Source organism: Paenibacillus chungangensis (genome assembly GCF_042675905.1).
In the GTDB taxonomy this organism is placed as follows: Bacteria; Bacillota; Bacilli; order Paenibacillales; family Paenibacillaceae; genus Pristimantibacillus; species Pristimantibacillus chungangensis.
Genome location: NZ_JBHTJZ010000033.1, coordinates 76,711 through 90,221 on the forward strand (window position 1 = coordinate 76,711; position 13,511 = coordinate 90,221).

At 51.8% G+C, this 13,511-nt stretch carries 14 protein-coding genes; 8 read left to right on the plus strand and 6 right to left on the minus strand.

Annotated features, from left to right (window positions below):
* Positions 1-66 precede the first annotated feature (66 nt).
* Together ACFQ2I_RS17575 and ACFQ2I_RS17580 are read right to left on the minus strand one after the other, a co-directional pair.
* A complete protein-coding gene (locus tag ACFQ2I_RS17575) occupies positions 67-903 on the minus strand; it encodes an ABC transporter permease (RefSeq protein WP_377566465.1) in 837 nt (278 codons plus the stop codon).
* Positions 890-2,098 (minus strand): quaternary amine ABC transporter ATP-binding protein, encoded by a 1,209-nt coding sequence (locus ACFQ2I_RS17580; protein ID WP_377566467.1) that lies wholly within the window; start codon positions 2,096-2,098, stop codon positions 890-892. The genes ACFQ2I_RS17575 and ACFQ2I_RS17580 overlap by 14 nt, the downstream gene beginning before the upstream one ends.
* 253 nt (positions 2,099-2,351) lie before the next feature.
* On the opposite strand from ACFQ2I_RS17580, the gene ACFQ2I_RS17585 reads away from it, so the two are divergent.
* Together ACFQ2I_RS17585 and ACFQ2I_RS17590 are read left to right on the plus strand one after the other, a co-directional pair.
* The gene (locus ACFQ2I_RS17585; protein ID WP_377566469.1) at positions 2,352-2,909 is read left to right on the plus strand and encodes a GbsR/MarR family transcriptional regulator; all 558 of its coding nucleotides are present in this window, start codon (positions 2,352-2,354) and stop codon (positions 2,907-2,909) included.
* A gap of 102 nt (positions 2,910-3,011) precedes the next feature.
* Complete coding sequence (locus tag ACFQ2I_RS17590; protein ID WP_377566471.1) at positions 3,012-4,235, plus strand: alpha-D-ribose 1-methylphosphonate 5-triphosphate diphosphatase; 1,224 nt, start codon at positions 3,012-3,014, stop codon at positions 4,233-4,235.
* A gap of 5 nt (positions 4,236-4,240) precedes the next feature.
* On the opposite strand, the gene sspI is transcribed toward ACFQ2I_RS17590, so the two are convergent.
* Together sspI and ACFQ2I_RS17600 are read right to left on the minus strand one after the other, a co-directional pair.
* Positions 4,241-4,486, minus strand: a complete 246-nt coding sequence (gene sspI, locus ACFQ2I_RS17595) for a small acid-soluble spore protein SspI (protein ID WP_377566473.1) — start codon at positions 4,484-4,486, stop codon at positions 4,241-4,243.
* Positions 4,487-4,585: 99 nt separating this feature from the next.
* On the minus strand, positions 4,586-4,984 hold the full coding sequence (locus ACFQ2I_RS17600) for a hypothetical protein (RefSeq protein ID WP_377566475.1): 399 nt from the start codon (positions 4,982-4,984) through the stop codon (positions 4,586-4,588).
* Positions 4,985-5,144: 160 nt separating this feature from the next.
* Between ACFQ2I_RS17600 and ACFQ2I_RS17605 the strand changes: the two genes are divergently transcribed.
* The 4 genes from ACFQ2I_RS17605 to bshB2 all read left to right on the plus strand — a co-directional run bounded on the left by ACFQ2I_RS17605 (position 5,145) and on the right by bshB2 (position 7,874).
* Complete coding sequence (locus tag ACFQ2I_RS17605; RefSeq protein ID WP_377566477.1) at positions 5,145-5,381, plus strand: hypothetical protein; 237 nt, start codon at positions 5,145-5,147, stop codon at positions 5,379-5,381.
* Positions 5,382-5,469: 88 nt separating this feature from the next.
* Positions 5,470-6,291, plus strand: coding sequence for a TrmH family RNA methyltransferase (locus ACFQ2I_RS17610; RefSeq protein WP_377566479.1), 822 nt, complete (start codon positions 5,470-5,472; stop codon positions 6,289-6,291).
* 558 nt (positions 6,292-6,849) lie between these two features.
* The gene (locus ACFQ2I_RS17615) at positions 6,850-7,194 is read left to right on the plus strand and encodes a YojF family protein (RefSeq protein WP_377566481.1); all 345 of its coding nucleotides are present in this window, start codon (positions 6,850-6,852) and stop codon (positions 7,192-7,194) included.
* 20 nt (positions 7,195-7,214) lie between these two features.
* Positions 7,215-7,874 carry a bacillithiol biosynthesis deacetylase BshB2 gene (gene bshB2, locus ACFQ2I_RS17620; protein ID WP_377566483.1) on the plus strand — a complete coding sequence of 220 codons (660 nt, stop codon included), beginning with the start codon at positions 7,215-7,217 and terminating at the stop codon, positions 7,872-7,874.
* Positions 7,875-7,966: 92 nt separating this feature from the next.
* On the opposite strand, the gene ACFQ2I_RS17625 is transcribed toward bshB2, so the two are convergent.
* Together ACFQ2I_RS17625 and ACFQ2I_RS17630 are read right to left on the minus strand one after the other, a co-directional pair.
* On the minus strand, positions 7,967-8,533 hold the full coding sequence (locus tag ACFQ2I_RS17625) for a cupin domain-containing protein (protein WP_377566485.1): 567 nt from the start codon (positions 8,531-8,533) through the stop codon (positions 7,967-7,969).
* Positions 8,534-8,627: 94 nt separating this feature from the next.
* Positions 8,628-11,006 (minus strand): hypothetical protein, encoded by a 2,379-nt coding sequence (locus ACFQ2I_RS17630; RefSeq protein WP_377566487.1) that lies wholly within the window; start codon positions 11,004-11,006, stop codon positions 8,628-8,630.
* Positions 11,007-11,202: 196 nt separating this feature from the next.
* Between ACFQ2I_RS17630 and ACFQ2I_RS17635 the strand changes: the two genes are divergently transcribed.
* Both ACFQ2I_RS17635 and ACFQ2I_RS17640 read left to right on the plus strand, forming a co-directional pair.
* Complete coding sequence (locus ACFQ2I_RS17635) at positions 11,203-12,195, plus strand: LacI family DNA-binding transcriptional regulator (protein WP_377566489.1); 993 nt, start codon at positions 11,203-11,205, stop codon at positions 12,193-12,195.
* A gap of 66 nt (positions 12,196-12,261) precedes the next feature.
* Positions 12,262-13,377 carry a response regulator gene (locus tag ACFQ2I_RS17640; RefSeq protein ID WP_377566491.1) on the plus strand — a complete coding sequence of 372 codons (1,116 nt, stop codon included), beginning with the start codon at positions 12,262-12,264 and terminating at the stop codon, positions 13,375-13,377.
* The last annotated feature ends 134 nt before the right edge of the window (positions 13,378-13,511 follow it).

Below are 13,511 nucleotides of genomic sequence, written 5' to 3' on the forward strand. Positions count from 1 at the left end.
ACCACTCCTCTTGAAATAATATAGATTTATTGCAACTCGGCACGAATGCCGAACTGTAACCTAAACTTATTGCGCCTTGGAACGCTTCGTAATCTGCTGAGTCATGCGATCCAGGATGATGGCGATTATAACGATCGCCAGGCCAGCTTCAAAACCTATGCCTGTCTTAACTTGCGTGACGGCGCGATATACGATTGAACCGACGCCTTGCGCGCCGACCATCGACGCAATTACGACCATCGACAGGGAGAGCATGATTGTCTGATTAACGCCAGCCATAATCGTCGGCATAGCAATCGGCAGCTGCAGCTTGACCAGCTTCTGTCCCGGTGTGGAGCCGAATGCGTCAGCTGCTTCTACCAGTTCCTCCGGCACCTGCCGGATGCCCAGATTCGTCAGTCTAATCGTAGGCGGTATAGCGAATACAATAGATGAGATTACGCCGGGCACTACGCCAAGGCTGAAGAATGCAACTGCCGGAAGCAGATAGACGAAGGCTGGCATCGTCTGCATGAAGTCCAGAACCGGCGTAATAATCTTCTGCATCTTATTCGATCTCGCGCTTAGAATGCCGAGCGGAATGCCCAGCACGATAGAGATGAATGCGGCGGTAAGCACCAAGGCAAGGGTCTCCATAGTAGGCCCCCACAAGCCCAGATTGTCGATGAGCAGCAAGCCGACTGCAGTGAATACGCCCATGCGCCACTTGCCCAAATACCAAGCCAATGCAGTGAACAGTATAATGATTACGAACGGATGCGGGGTATCCAGCGCCCAGTTCAATCCTTCCACAATGCCCCTAATTACAACCTTGACCAGATCGAAGACAGGCTCTAAGTTGTCCTCCAGCCAGTCCTCTGTGGATTCGACCCAATCCGCGAGCGGAATTTTAGGCAGATTCATGCTGTGCACCTGCTTCCATGTCGGAATTCCCTGCCAATGCGGCGAGCACCGCGCCTTTAATGACGACGCCCTTCAGCCGCCCGCTCTCATTGATCACGGCAACGGGAAGTCTGATATTGCCCATCAATTCGAATAATTCGTTCAATAAGGAGTCCGGCGATGTCGTTGGTACATCGGTGACCATAATGTCCTGAAGCGTGCTGCCATCCTTCACCGCGCCAGATGCGTCTTCCGCTGTCACCAGGCCGAGCAGCTTCATCGACTTGTCGACAACGTAAAGGCTGGATACGCCGTGTTCCTTCATGAATTGCAACGCGACGCGCGGCCCCTTGTCCAGCGTAATCGTCTCCGCTTTCTCCATGACATGAGAGGCGGTCAGCACCTTGGACAAGTCGACGTCCTCGACGAACCGCTCTACATATTTGTTAGCCGGCTGCATCAGTATTTCTTCCGGCGTGCCGATCTGTACGATGCTGCCGTCCTTCATCAGAGCGATCTGATCGCCGATCCGCAGCGCCTCGTCAAGATCATGGGTAATGAAGACGATCGTCTTCTTCATCTTAGACTGCAGCTCCAGCAGCTCGTCCTGCATATCCTTGCGGATGAGCGGGTCCAGCGCGCTGAACGCTTCGTCCATCAGCAGCACGTCGGGATCGTTCGCAAGCCCTCTGGCCAGTCCGACACGCTGCTGCATGCCCCCGCTCAGCTGATCGGGATAGCTGTTCTCCCAGCCCTTCAGACCGACAAGCTCCAGCGACTGCATCGCCATCTCGCGCCGTTTTTTCTTATTGATGCCTTGCACCTCAAGTCCGTATTCCACATTTTGAATGACGGTTCGGTGCGGGAATAGCGCGAATTTTTGGAATACCATGCCGACGTTGCGTCTTCTGAACGTTCTAAGCTCCTCAGCCGACATCTTCATGACATCCTTGCCCTCGAATAGCAGCTGGCCGCTCGTAGGCTCAATCAATCGATTCAGCAAGCGGACGAGCGTAGACTTCCCGCTTCCCGATAACCCCATAATGACAAAGATTTGTCCAGCTTCTATGGTGAACTCGGCTTGATTGACGCCGACGGTCAGTTTCGTTTCCGCCAGAATCTTCTCTTTTGACCATCCTTGATCCATTAGCGGAATCGCCCGTTTCGGATCATTTCCGAATATTTTAGTTAATTTCTTCGCTTCGATAATGGCCATGCTGTGCCCCCTTTCGTGTTAGTCCCCGTGGACAACAAGTACTATATAAGTGTAGATGGATATTGTTGCTATGGTCAAAGCGGCTGAGCCTCCGTATACTTTGTACAGAAAGAACTTTACAAACTTTATAGATTGTATACTCTGGATAACGCCTTTTTCCTCCAAGATCGTAGTCTTTACAGTCTATTCCACTATTGATTACAATAAATTTAGTAATTATGATTGGTGCAAGCCACTCCTCAGGAGGGACAAAATGAATGAACTTGCTGGGTTGACGGAGGAGCAGCGTGTTAAACTGCTTCAGACGAGAAGACGCGTAATTGAATCGATCGGCAAAAATATGGACTTGTACGGCATCACGCTATCGATCGGCCATCTCTACGGCAATATGTACTTTAATCAGCATCCTGTTACGCTGGATGAAATGAGCCAGACGATGGGGATGAGCAAGACGTCCATGAGCACAGGCATGCGCACGCTTCATGACCTGAAGATGATTGAGAAAGTATGGGGCAAGGGAACGCGCAAGGACTTGTACGAAGTCGTTCCCGATTGGCATCAGAATTTCGCGGATTTCTTCACTATTAAGTGGAGGAAAGCCGTGGAGCAGAATATGAGCGTGATGAACCGCAGTCTAAAGGAAATTCACACGCTAATGGGGCAATATACCGACGATGCGGCATTCATGGAAGTGCTGGAGCGGGATAAGGAGAAAATATCGGAAGGCTTGAAATATTACCGCTGGTTGGATCGGCTGATCGATTCCTTCGAGACTGGGGAAATCTATCAATATATTGAAAAAGAAGAATAACCCTCACATTTTGTGCTGCAGACTCGCCGCAAGGTTTCCTTGCGGTTTTTTTCTATGATAAAATAACGTAAACAAATGAATAATATGCAAAGGGTGTTCGGTATGGAAGCAGCAATAAATGTTCAGCCATATGACGATATAACAGTCCCTATTCTTATTGAGAACGGCACAGTCGTGCTTCAAAATGAAGTGGTGCAAGGGGTCGCAGTGGCTGTTGAAGGTGCGATAGTTTCGGCGCTGTTAAACGATGATGAGGAAATAAAGGCATGGAAAATGAAGCGCCCGAATGCCCTCCTAGTGGACGCCTCAGAAAAATATGTGCTGCCAGGCTTGATTGACATTCACTGCGATGCCATCGAAAAGGAGGTTCAGCCAAGGCCGGGCACGCTATTCCCGACACCGTTGGCGCTTATGGAATTCGAACGCAAGCTGCCGCTCCATGGCATAACGACGATGTACCATTCGCTGTCACTTGGAACAGGCTTTAGCCTGAGGGGCGTACATCTGCTGACGGACATGGTGAATCAAATTCAGCGACATCGCCGTGGAAGTGTCTATGTCAGAAACCGGATTCATCTTCGATATGAGATATCCTTCCATGATGGACGTGACATCCTAGAGAAGCTGCTTGATGAAGAGAACGTTCATTATTTGTCCTTCATGGATCATTCGCCGGGACAAGGGCAGTACAGGAAGCCGGGCTCGTTCCAGCGGTATGTCATGAAGAATCAAGGTGTTACTGTCGATGAAGTAGCCGTAATCGTAGACGAGTTGATGGAACGGCGGAAGCGAGTCGACTATACTTGGCTGAAGTCAATCGTACAAAAAGCGGCCTCCCAAGGCATTGCTATCGCTTCCCATGATGATGACTCCCCCGAGCTGGTTGCGCGTCAGCAGGACTTGGGCGTTACGGTCAGTGAATTCCCTATCAATCTGGAGACGGCCAGGTATGCTGCGGAAAGCGGGATGTATGTATGCGTCGGAGCACCGAATGTTGTCAGAGGCTCTTCGCACGATGACAATCTGCGGGCTGTGGACGCGATCAAGGCCGGGGCGGCCCATATTCTTTGTTCCGACTATCATCCATCCTCGCTCCTCGCAGCCATATTCAAATTAGCGAATGAAGGAACGGCCGAGCTGCCTGCCGCCGTGGCAATGGCTTCATTGCGTCCGGCGGAAGCGATGGGACTTCAACAGAAGCTGGGTTCCATCGCAACAGGCAAAGCGGCCGATCTGATTCTTGTGGAATTATTCCAAGGAATGCCTCGGGTTACGAATACGATTGTAGGCGGTTCATTGGTGTATTCGGCCTGTACACGACACTGACAGCGTTAGGAAGGGGACGGATTGGCAGTCGTATTGTTCCCGGTTGCGGTTAAGTGCTGATGCAGCACTTGCACCATCTGGCCTTGAGATGATGGCGTCGATTGTTTCCAGATCATCTCGAACAGAACGCCGAGGCCGGGCAAGGCCCGCTCGTCATGATCAATGGAGCTCTCAATGACTTCCTTCAGCTGGTCTGCGGAGCTGTTCTGTACGCGTTGGATGATTGCTTGCCGAAGATCGATGTTGTTCAAGGGTCATAACCTCCTGCGGCATGAGATTTGCAATCTTACTATGCCCAACAATCGGATTGCCCATCCTTCCTCATGCCGTGCTTGATCGTTGGATCGTTGTCAGTAACCGTACCCGCCGCCGTAACCACCGCAGCCTCCGCCCCATCCGCAGCCTCCGCCATATCCGCCACCATATCCGCCACCGTATCCTCCGCCGTATCCGCCGAAGGCGAACGGTACAATGAATAGGGCCGCAATCAAGGCGACTGCAATGGCAATGCCGCCGAAGAAGAAGAAGGAAACCGTCGCCTTTTTCGAGTTTTTACGACTACGCTTAGACCGTTTTTTCGCTTTGTTGAATGCGGCGCCTGATCCCTTCGTATCTTGCGAGAAATAGACTTTCCCGTTGCTGCAGGCTTTGATGGTTCCACATACGCGAGAGCCGTCAACCAGGCGAGCGCATACTCTTCTTCCAATATAAGGGCGCAATGCGGCTTCTGTTGGTGAGAATAGTTTCATGTTAACACCTCGCTTTCCTAAGGACTATATTTAATATATTCTCGCAATCTGTTAATAGATTGGACAAATAGCGGGGTGGAAAAGCCATTACCTCATAATGGATATCTTCATAGAATATAAAGATAAGCTATCGATTGCATATGTTATGAGGGGGAAAAGCATGAAATTCAGGAAACCGTACTGCGGCTGCCGCGTGAAAATCATTCGTAATGAGGGGACAATTATTATAGGCAATATCGGCAAAATTATCTATTCCAGCAACTCTGTCACAAATGGTCCATCGGGATCCGGCAACAACGGTGAAGTGCAGCTGGAGAACTTGAAGCTCAAAAAAATAAAGGGCTGGAAGACGATTAAAGGCGAGAAAAGAAGAAAGGGACCGACAAGAAGCGGCTGAAGGAGAGTTAGTCCTCATGCTTCCATTACGTTAATGTCATGGTATACTGGGAATACAGGGAACAAGAATGGAAGAAGGTTAAGGATGCATGGACAAGAGTGAACTCGGGAAACATCATAAATACATAGCCTCTGTTCAGAATGAGCGGTCCAAGCTGTGGTCTTCCCTGCTTGAGAAGAAGCATCGCGATCGGCAAAGGCGATTTCTGGTGGAAGGAATTCACCTGATCACAGAGGCGGCGAAAAATGGCGCGGCTGTTGAAACGGTCGTCTATGATGAGGAACGAGGCGTCCCGGAGGAGCTGGCGAAGGTACGGGACCGTCTGAACGGAAAAACGGAATGGATAAGCGCTTCGCGCGCTGTGATGAAGAAGTGCACGGGAACGGAATCACCGCCGCCAATATTCGCCGTCGTCGTTAAGCCGAATTGGAGCGGGGAGACGCTCTATCGCAGCGACGGCCTCGTCGTCGTGCTGGATAATGTGCGCGATCCCGGCAACGTGGGGACGATTATTCGAAGCGCCGATGCGGTCGGCGCTGATGCCGTTATTCTGGGAAAGGGCTGCGCCGATCTCTATAATCCGAAGACGGTTCGCTCTACGATGGGCTCACTGTTCCATCTGCCTGTTATGGAAGGCGATCTTCTGCAGCTTATGCCGGAGGCTAGAGCACGAGGATTGCGGCTTGTCGGAACCAGTCTGCAGGCTTCGCATAATTGCTATCAATACGATTGGAAGCAGGGGATCTGGCTGGTCATGGGCAATGAAGCGGACGGAGTGTCGGAAACGGTGGAAGCCATGCTGGACGACCGTCTTATCATCCCGATGAAGGGGAAGGCGGAATCGCTGAACGTGGCGATGGCGACCACGGTGCTGCTTTATGAAGCGCTGCGGCAGCGGACATTTAACTAACTAACAATTCCTGTCCACCAACCCAAATATCTGCCTTCACCCAAAATTACTGTCCTCAAACTCACCAAAGACTGGAAGCTGGTTGACGATTGCCCAACCACAGTTCCAGTCTTTTTGTCGTTTTCGTTCACAATTGCCCCGGTTGGCTCACAATTTTTGTAGGTCAAATAAGTCTATCTAACTGGATTTCATGTCATTATTCTCATTGAAATGCTCCAACTAGTCGCAACGAACTGGATTTCATGCTACTATTTCGTCCGATGTTAGTGATTTTGCATCATATTGCCTAATTTAACTGTACGAATTCCATTTGTAACGTGTGAGACATCCGATATAGCTGTAGTAATAGCATAGAATCCAGTTAGCAGTCTGATCCGATATAGCTATACTACTAATTGCACAAAATCCAGTTACTTGTCTGCTCAGCAGTCTCCTCTGCGCTCACCGGCATGTGAAATGGGATTGTAATTAGCTAACTATAAGGAGCTGCGGACTTGCAGAACGAACGGGAAAGGATTATTCTGAAAGTCCATATAACTTAAGAAGCGGAGGATCTTCATGCAACTCATCATCCCAACAGAAGTGCAGCGACGAATCGAATACCTGAAAAATCAGGATCTCTATATTCATCTGGAGCAGACAACGGGCGCTTATGCCGCTCATCTCGACAGCTCGAAGCATCCTGCCGCAACATTTATAACAAATGCGATCGTTCGTTATGCCCACGGATCCATCTCCGGCAACGGACCTTATCGGATCGGCCTCAAGATGCCGCATGGCTGGATCTATTCGAAAGGCCTGACCCATTATGAGGAAAGCGAGACGGACACGCTTATATTGGCGGGACATGACAGTCAAGGCAAGCTTACCGTGGCGTTGCAATTGAGCAGACAGCCCTTCTAGGGAAAGGAGAAGATGATCTAATGGGACACCGTATACTTGTCGTGCTGCCGCATCCCGATGACGAAGCTTTCGGATTGGCAGGAACTTTGACCGCTCATATCCAGAATGGCGAACAGGTGACTTACGCTTGTCTGACCTTGGGGGAGATGGGGCGGAACATGGGCAATCCTCCCTTTGCCAGCAGGGTGACGCTTCCATCCATAAGGAAGCTGGAGCTGGAGTCCTCTTGCCGGGCCATCGGCATACAGGACTTGAGATTGCTGGGATTCTATGATAAAACGATCGAATTCGAGGATCAGTCGCTGCTGGATGAATCGATCGGCAAGCTTATAGAGGAACTCCGCCCGTCGCTTGTCTACACCTTCTATCCGGGTTATAGCGTTCATCCCGACCATGACGCGACCGGAGCGGCAGTTGTTCGTACGGTCGGCAAGCTGCCGGAAGCGGAGAGACCGCTCGTTCGCTGTATCGCCTTCGCCAAAAATATGAAGCAGGCTATCGGCGAGCCGGATTGCGTCTACGATGTTCGGGATTTCCTGGAGCAGAAGATGGCTTCCATTCAGTCACACCGGTCCCAGTTCCAGGCTGCCGAGTTGCTGGGTAAAGGCGAATTGACGAAGGAGCAAATCGAAGAGCGCTTCGGAACGGAGCGCTTCTGGACATTCCCATTTGCAACTTAGGCAGTCACGGGGTGACCATATGAGATGACAAGAAGAAAGAGCCCGGAACGTATCCAGGCTCTTCTTCATGCTCATGTTTCGTCAGCAGACAGCTATTCAGCCGCCATCGCTATCGCTTTCGTCTCGTGAACGGTTCCGAATGGATGCTCGGGCGGTGCATAGATCACGTAAATTTTGAGCGGCTCATGGCCTGTATTGGTCACATTGTGCCACTTCCCGGCAGGAATCATAATGGCATCGTCATCGCCCACTTCTGCTGTGAAATCCAGTCTGTCCTTGCTGTCGCCCATCTGAACAAACGCTTGCCCTTCTTCAATTCGGATAAACTGGTCGGTATGAGGGTGAACCTCCAAGCCGATGTCCTCCCCCTTATTGATACTCATTAAGGTAACTTGCAGATGCCCACCCGTCCATAGAGCAGTGCGGTAGGTGTTATTCTGCTTGGCAGCCTCTTCGATATTGATAACAAGCGGGTAGGGGCCATAGTCTCTTAACTCCAATTGCCGGTAATACGGGTTCCAATCATGCCGCTGGCTCTGGGCGTTCCAGTTATAATAAAGGTTCCAGGGATAATGCCAGCCATGATCGTACCAGTTGTACAAGTTGCCAGGAATATTTTGCTGCTTAACATGATGATGGCTGTAGCAATCGTGATTCATTGATCTTACTCCTCTCGCAGTTCATCTACTCCGATTATCCTATGCAGCAGCCCAGCTACAGGTCATCAACAGAAGTGAAATCGCGAGGAATTGTTCATGAATTGTAATAAAAGGTTGCCGTAGCTACGGTGTTGCGATTGGAAGCAAGACGCACCCATTGCGCCGCATACCCCGCCGGGAACTCGTGTTCCAGCGTCTCTCCAGGCACAGCGGTCAGCGTGCCATATACGGCCCAGGTGTCATTCCCTTGAAAGTCTACTTCTACTGTAAACTCTACCGCTTCTGTGCTGCTGTGTGACAATTCCAGCCGCTTATGACGATACCCTCTCATGAGATAAGGGTCGGACGGGATGCCCGCCGCCGCTTCAGATTGCAGCCACGGCCCGCCAGTGCCGCACGGCGCACCGAATGAGCGCAGATCGTCCACATTGCCCAGCCATAACGCAGCCGTTCCATCATCAGATCGAACGATATGCTCACTGGAGTCGTACGAAGCATCGGTCTCGGCTGCAATGCCGGACAGCACCAGCATCCCCCGCCAGGAGCAGAAGTCGTGGATCAGCTTGTTATGCGTGCATATCGGCTGGATTCGGTGAAGCCCGCCAGAGTGTTCGTCAGGCAGCTCGTAGAAGGTGCCGTGCACATTCATCAAGGAGCGTTCCGTCACGACTTCGCGTATCATTCTGCGATAGCCGCTAGCAGGCTCCCCATCATAGGCGGAGTGCCCCTTGGGCAACCTGTAGCGTCTGCCCTCCCCGTTCGTGACAATGACGGATGCGTCGTCCAGTTCATATTGGGGAGCTGGCGCCAGTTCTTCGCGCAATCGTGCATGCAGCGCGTCATCGTCCAGCTGCGTGAAGCGGATATTCTCCTGCAGCTCATACAGCGTCTCGGCGACGACTTCGCCTTCGTCATTATACTGTGTAGCCGCGAGATGAAGCGGCAAGCGCATATCGTCGGAAGCGTACAGAATGGCGTCGCTGTGCGGTCCTGTATCCCCTGCATCCGTCAATCCGGCGATCAGCCCCTCCTGACGAGGGTTGTCGGTGGCTTGATGGTAGCTGAATGCTGCGGTGGCGCCCCCTATATCCTCCAAGGGTACGAGTCTGACCCATTCGGCCTCCATGCCTTCCGGGAATATATAGTAGCGATAACCGCCAGCTGGCACAAGCAATTGATGCTGTTCCGTCCACTTGCCGTTGCCTTCGAGGTCAAGCTGGATACGGAAGGTAGCATCCTGCGGCTCCGTATGGCTGACATGGAGCACGCGCTGCTCGAAGCCCGCGAAGTGGAACGGTTCCGACGGTATGCCGGCTTCTACCGCTTCCTGGCTCCAGACACAGCCCCAGCCGGAAGGCTGGCCGAATGTCTTCAGCTTATCGAAGGAAGTGAACAGCAGATTGGACTGGCATCTGCCCGTGAGCGGATTGTACTGAACGGACGCATCATTGCAGCCCAGCACCAGCTGACCGTCCCATTGCTCGTAATCGACGATCATGCCATGGTGTACAGACAGGGGGCGAATGCCGGCTGTATGATCATGCGAGAATGCGGGCGGGAACTCGTACAGCATACCGAACATGTCCATCAGCCACTTCTCTGCTCCGATATCGCGAATGCGAGGCCATTCCGTGAACCAGCCGTTATCGGCTATATGCGTAAAGCTCGCCATCGGCAGCCGGTATCGCTTCCATTCCCGCCGGTGACAGACCTGCAGGAGAACGGATTTGTCATCCCAGCCGAGAGCCCATATGGGGGCATCTTGATCCGGAGCGCCATATAAGCCTCCCGGTCCCGTCACCTCGGTATATTTGTTGGCGTCAATGATTCTCCAGCTGTCCTTATCGCCCGGGCTTCCTACGCCGAGCCATTCAGCCAACGCCCCGCCTTCTCCGTTATTAGACACGACTAGCCGCTCTTGTCCCGTGTATGCTCCTTTGCCATGCACGCCGGGAAGCAGGTAATTCCCGTGCAGCCGTTCCAACGCGTTAGGGTCGCGATATAGCGTATTAACCTCCAAGGTGTGCACGTCAACCTCGTACAGTCCTGACTCCATCGTATAGAAGATCACTTTATTGGCTGGATCGGTGAGATGGCGGGCGACGCCGGTAAGCCGTCCTTCCATTGCCGAAGGCGGTATGGCTCGAACGTGGTCTTGCCTGTCTATGAAGTACGGTCCGATGATGAGCTGCCCGCTCTCGCAATGGATCATTCTGCTGGCATGCGTGCCGCCGACGCTCTTCGGATGGACGGTCGCCCTCATCTCTTTATCCAGCGAGTAGAGCTTATCTTCGCTCCCGAACGGGCAGTGGGCCGGGTATGTCATGTACCATAGCTTGTCATTCCAGGCGGCAACGGCTCCGATACCGCATTCCCATTCCGGCTGGTCAGCCGTGCCGTTCGTACAAGCGAGATGGGGGTACACGCCGCTGAACGAGTGCAAGGTTTCACTTTTTGGTCTGGAAGGCATCATCTTATTCACTCTCCTAAAGTTGGAATACTTACTCGAGTAAGTTATTGTATAGCATATATTCCATGGGAGTATTTTGCAATACCTTGAGTCGATTTTGGGGATATTTTAATTACACGAGTAAGGTAGGGTGTTCAAGGGTGAGCCGGAAATGCTATGATGTCAGGATAGGTGTTGAATGTGAAGTGGAGGAATGAGGATGGTTTCTCGCAAGGAAGTGGCGGAACGCGCGGGCGTCTCGGTTGCAACAGTATCGTATGTACTCAACGGGAAACCGGGGGTGAGCGAGCAGACGAGACAAAAGGTGCATGCGGTAATGAGCGAACTTGGATATAAGCCGAGTTATGCCGCCCGTGCCCTGAAAATAAAAAAGACAAATCATTTTGCGGTGCTGGTGCATTATTTGGGCGATCCGTTCGAAGCGGGCATCCTCAGCCATATCGAGCATCAAGCGCGCAGGCACGGGTATTTCGTCAGCTTCCAGACGTATCATCCCGAGGATGAGGAACGCTTCCTCCAGGAGGTGTCCGGAAGAATTGACGGTGTAATATTGCTGGGACAGAGCCTCATGCCAGAGACCTTAAACGGACTTCGTTCGGCTGGCATCCCCGTTCTCTCGATCATGGAGCCGATGCAGCAGTCTGAATGGATCACTACCGTGGATATGGACTGGGAAGCGGGCATGACGCAGCTTATCCGGCATTTGGCTGAGCAAGGCCATCGTCGAATCGGATTCATGGCAACAGGCATTCCCCGCCATCCGCATGAACAGCGAAGACAAGCATTCAGATCGGCCATGCTCGCCGAAGGATTGCCTTGCGAGGAAGAAGATGTGCTGAGCGGCGGCGGTCGCTTGGAGGAGGCGAAGTCGGCCATGAAGCACTATTTGGCAAGCGAAGCTGCGCGAACATGCACGGCATGGATCGCTGCGAACGACTTAATGGCCGTCGGTATGCTGTCGGCGTGTCGCGAAGCAGGATTGAAGGTGCCTGGAGATTTGAGTATAGCGGGCAGCGAGAACATCCTGATGTCGGAGCAGACGGAGCCCCGGATTACCGTATTGGACTATCCTAGAAAACATATTGCCCACATAGCTGTAGATATGCTGGTTGCCATTATTGAGAATAAGCAGCCCCGCGGCTGCAAGATGGAAAGCCGGCTATTGATTCGTGGCTCAAGTATGCATGAATGATGATTAAATGATAGAATGAAGAGAGAATGAGAGACTGATGATGAGCGATGACAGGGTGGAATGCGGATGTACAAGGCGATAATCGTTGAAGACGAGATACCGAATTTGGAACTGATGCATGTCATGCTGCAGCAGTTTTCGAGCATTGACATTATGGGCTCTTTCGACAGTCCACTGCAAGCATTCGTCAGCATAAAGGAATCAACAGATGCTCCTCATGTGGCATTTATCGATATTGAAATGCCGGAGATGAACGGTATAGCACTTGCACGAAAGCTGCTAGAGCATTGTCCCCGGACAGCAATTGTGTTTACGACAGCCTACCGGGAATATGCGCTTGAAGCGTTCGATGTGCAAGCGGTTGATTATATTTTGAAGCCTGTAACGCCGGCTGCTATTGAAAGAGTGCTGTCGCGTCTCAATCAGCATGCGGGGATGACGGAAGATACGAATTCATCGCCAGCCGGCTCTGCAGAAATTCGCTGCTTCGGCGGATTCGAAGTGCGCAGCGGCGATGGCGGGCTTATACGATTTCCATCGCGGAAGGCAGAGGAGCTATGCGCCTATTTGTTATGCCATCCCGGAAGAGATGTAAGCAAATGGCAGCTCGTCGAATTGCTATGGCCGAATATGGAGGCTGAGCGGGCATCCCATAATTTGCACAATGCGGTGTACTTATTGAAGAAGCTCATGAAAGATAATCGTCTCCATATGGAGTTGAAAAAAACGAACGATGGTTATGTGCTTGAATCGACCGGGCCGCCTTATGATTACCTGCTATTCCAATCGCAAGCCAGGTTGGCAGGACTTGAACCCGGCAGCCGATCTCAGGCAGAGCAACTCTGCTTGCAATATCGCGGAGTTCTGCTGGAGGGCAAGCCGTATCTATGGAAGCTGGCACTGGAAGAGGAGAGCTCCAAGCAATATGAAGCCTTGATCCGGACGATTGTCCGATACGATATGTCCCTCGGTAATTGGTCCTCCGCAGAAGAATGGCTGCTCCGTCTATTGGCCATCTATCCGCTTCATGATGAAATGAACGGCCTGCTGCTCGAGCTGTATGGCCGAAGCGGCAAGTGGGAGAAATCCATGGCCCACTATAACAAACTCAGGCAGGCTTATATCCGGGAAATGGGGATGGAGCCTCCATGGGAACTGAAGGAGAAAGCGACAACCAAATAGGGAATGGTGTGCGACCGTTATTGTCCTGTATTCAGGATGACAACGGTTTTTTGCCATTGGTGAGGGATTTGTGAGAATTTTGTGAGGCGTGGCTTGTAGAATTAATAGAAGTTAATGTGAATTGATAGATTTTC

Coding starts and splice junctions, on each gene's coding strand:
- bshB2 (WP_377566483.1), top strand. CDS start 7,215: ATGGGACACCGTATACTTGTCGTGCTGCCGCATCCCGATGACGAAGCT.
- ACFQ2I_RS17610 (WP_377566479.1), top strand. CDS start 5,470: ATGGACAAGAGTGAACTCGGGAAACATCATAAATACATAGCCTCTGTT.
- ACFQ2I_RS17585 (WP_377566469.1), top strand. CDS start 2,352: ATGAATGAACTTGCTGGGTTGACGGAGGAGCAGCGTGTTAAACTGCTT.
- ACFQ2I_RS17635 (WP_377566489.1), top strand. CDS start 11,203: ATGGTTTCTCGCAAGGAAGTGGCGGAACGCGCGGGCGTCTCGGTTGCA.
- ACFQ2I_RS17600 (WP_377566475.1), bottom strand. CDS start 4,984: ATGAAACTATTCTCACCAACAGAAGCCGCATTGCGCCCTTATATTGGA.
- ACFQ2I_RS17630 (WP_377566487.1), bottom strand. CDS start 11,006: ATGATGCCTTCCAGACCAAAAAGTGAAACCTTGCACTCGTTCAGCGGC.
- ACFQ2I_RS17615 (WP_377566481.1), top strand. CDS start 6,850: ATGCAACTCATCATCCCAACAGAAGTGCAGCGACGAATCGAATACCTG.
- ACFQ2I_RS17625 (WP_377566485.1), bottom strand. CDS start 8,533: ATGAATCACGATTGCTACAGCCATCATCATGTTAAGCAGCAAAATATT.
- ACFQ2I_RS17640 (WP_377566491.1), top strand. CDS start 12,262: ATGTACAAGGCGATAATCGTTGAAGACGAGATACCGAATTTGGAACTG.
- ACFQ2I_RS17575 (WP_377566465.1), bottom strand. CDS start 903: ATGAATCTGCCTAAAATTCCGCTCGCGGATTGGGTCGAATCCACAGAG.
- ACFQ2I_RS17590 (WP_377566471.1), top strand. CDS start 3,012: ATGGAAGCAGCAATAAATGTTCAGCCATATGACGATATAACAGTCCCT.
- ACFQ2I_RS17580 (WP_377566467.1), bottom strand. CDS start 2,098: ATGGCCATTATCGAAGCGAAGAAATTAACTAAAATATTCGGAAATGAT.
- ACFQ2I_RS17605 (WP_377566477.1), top strand. CDS start 5,145: ATGAAATTCAGGAAACCGTACTGCGGCTGCCGCGTGAAAATCATTCGT.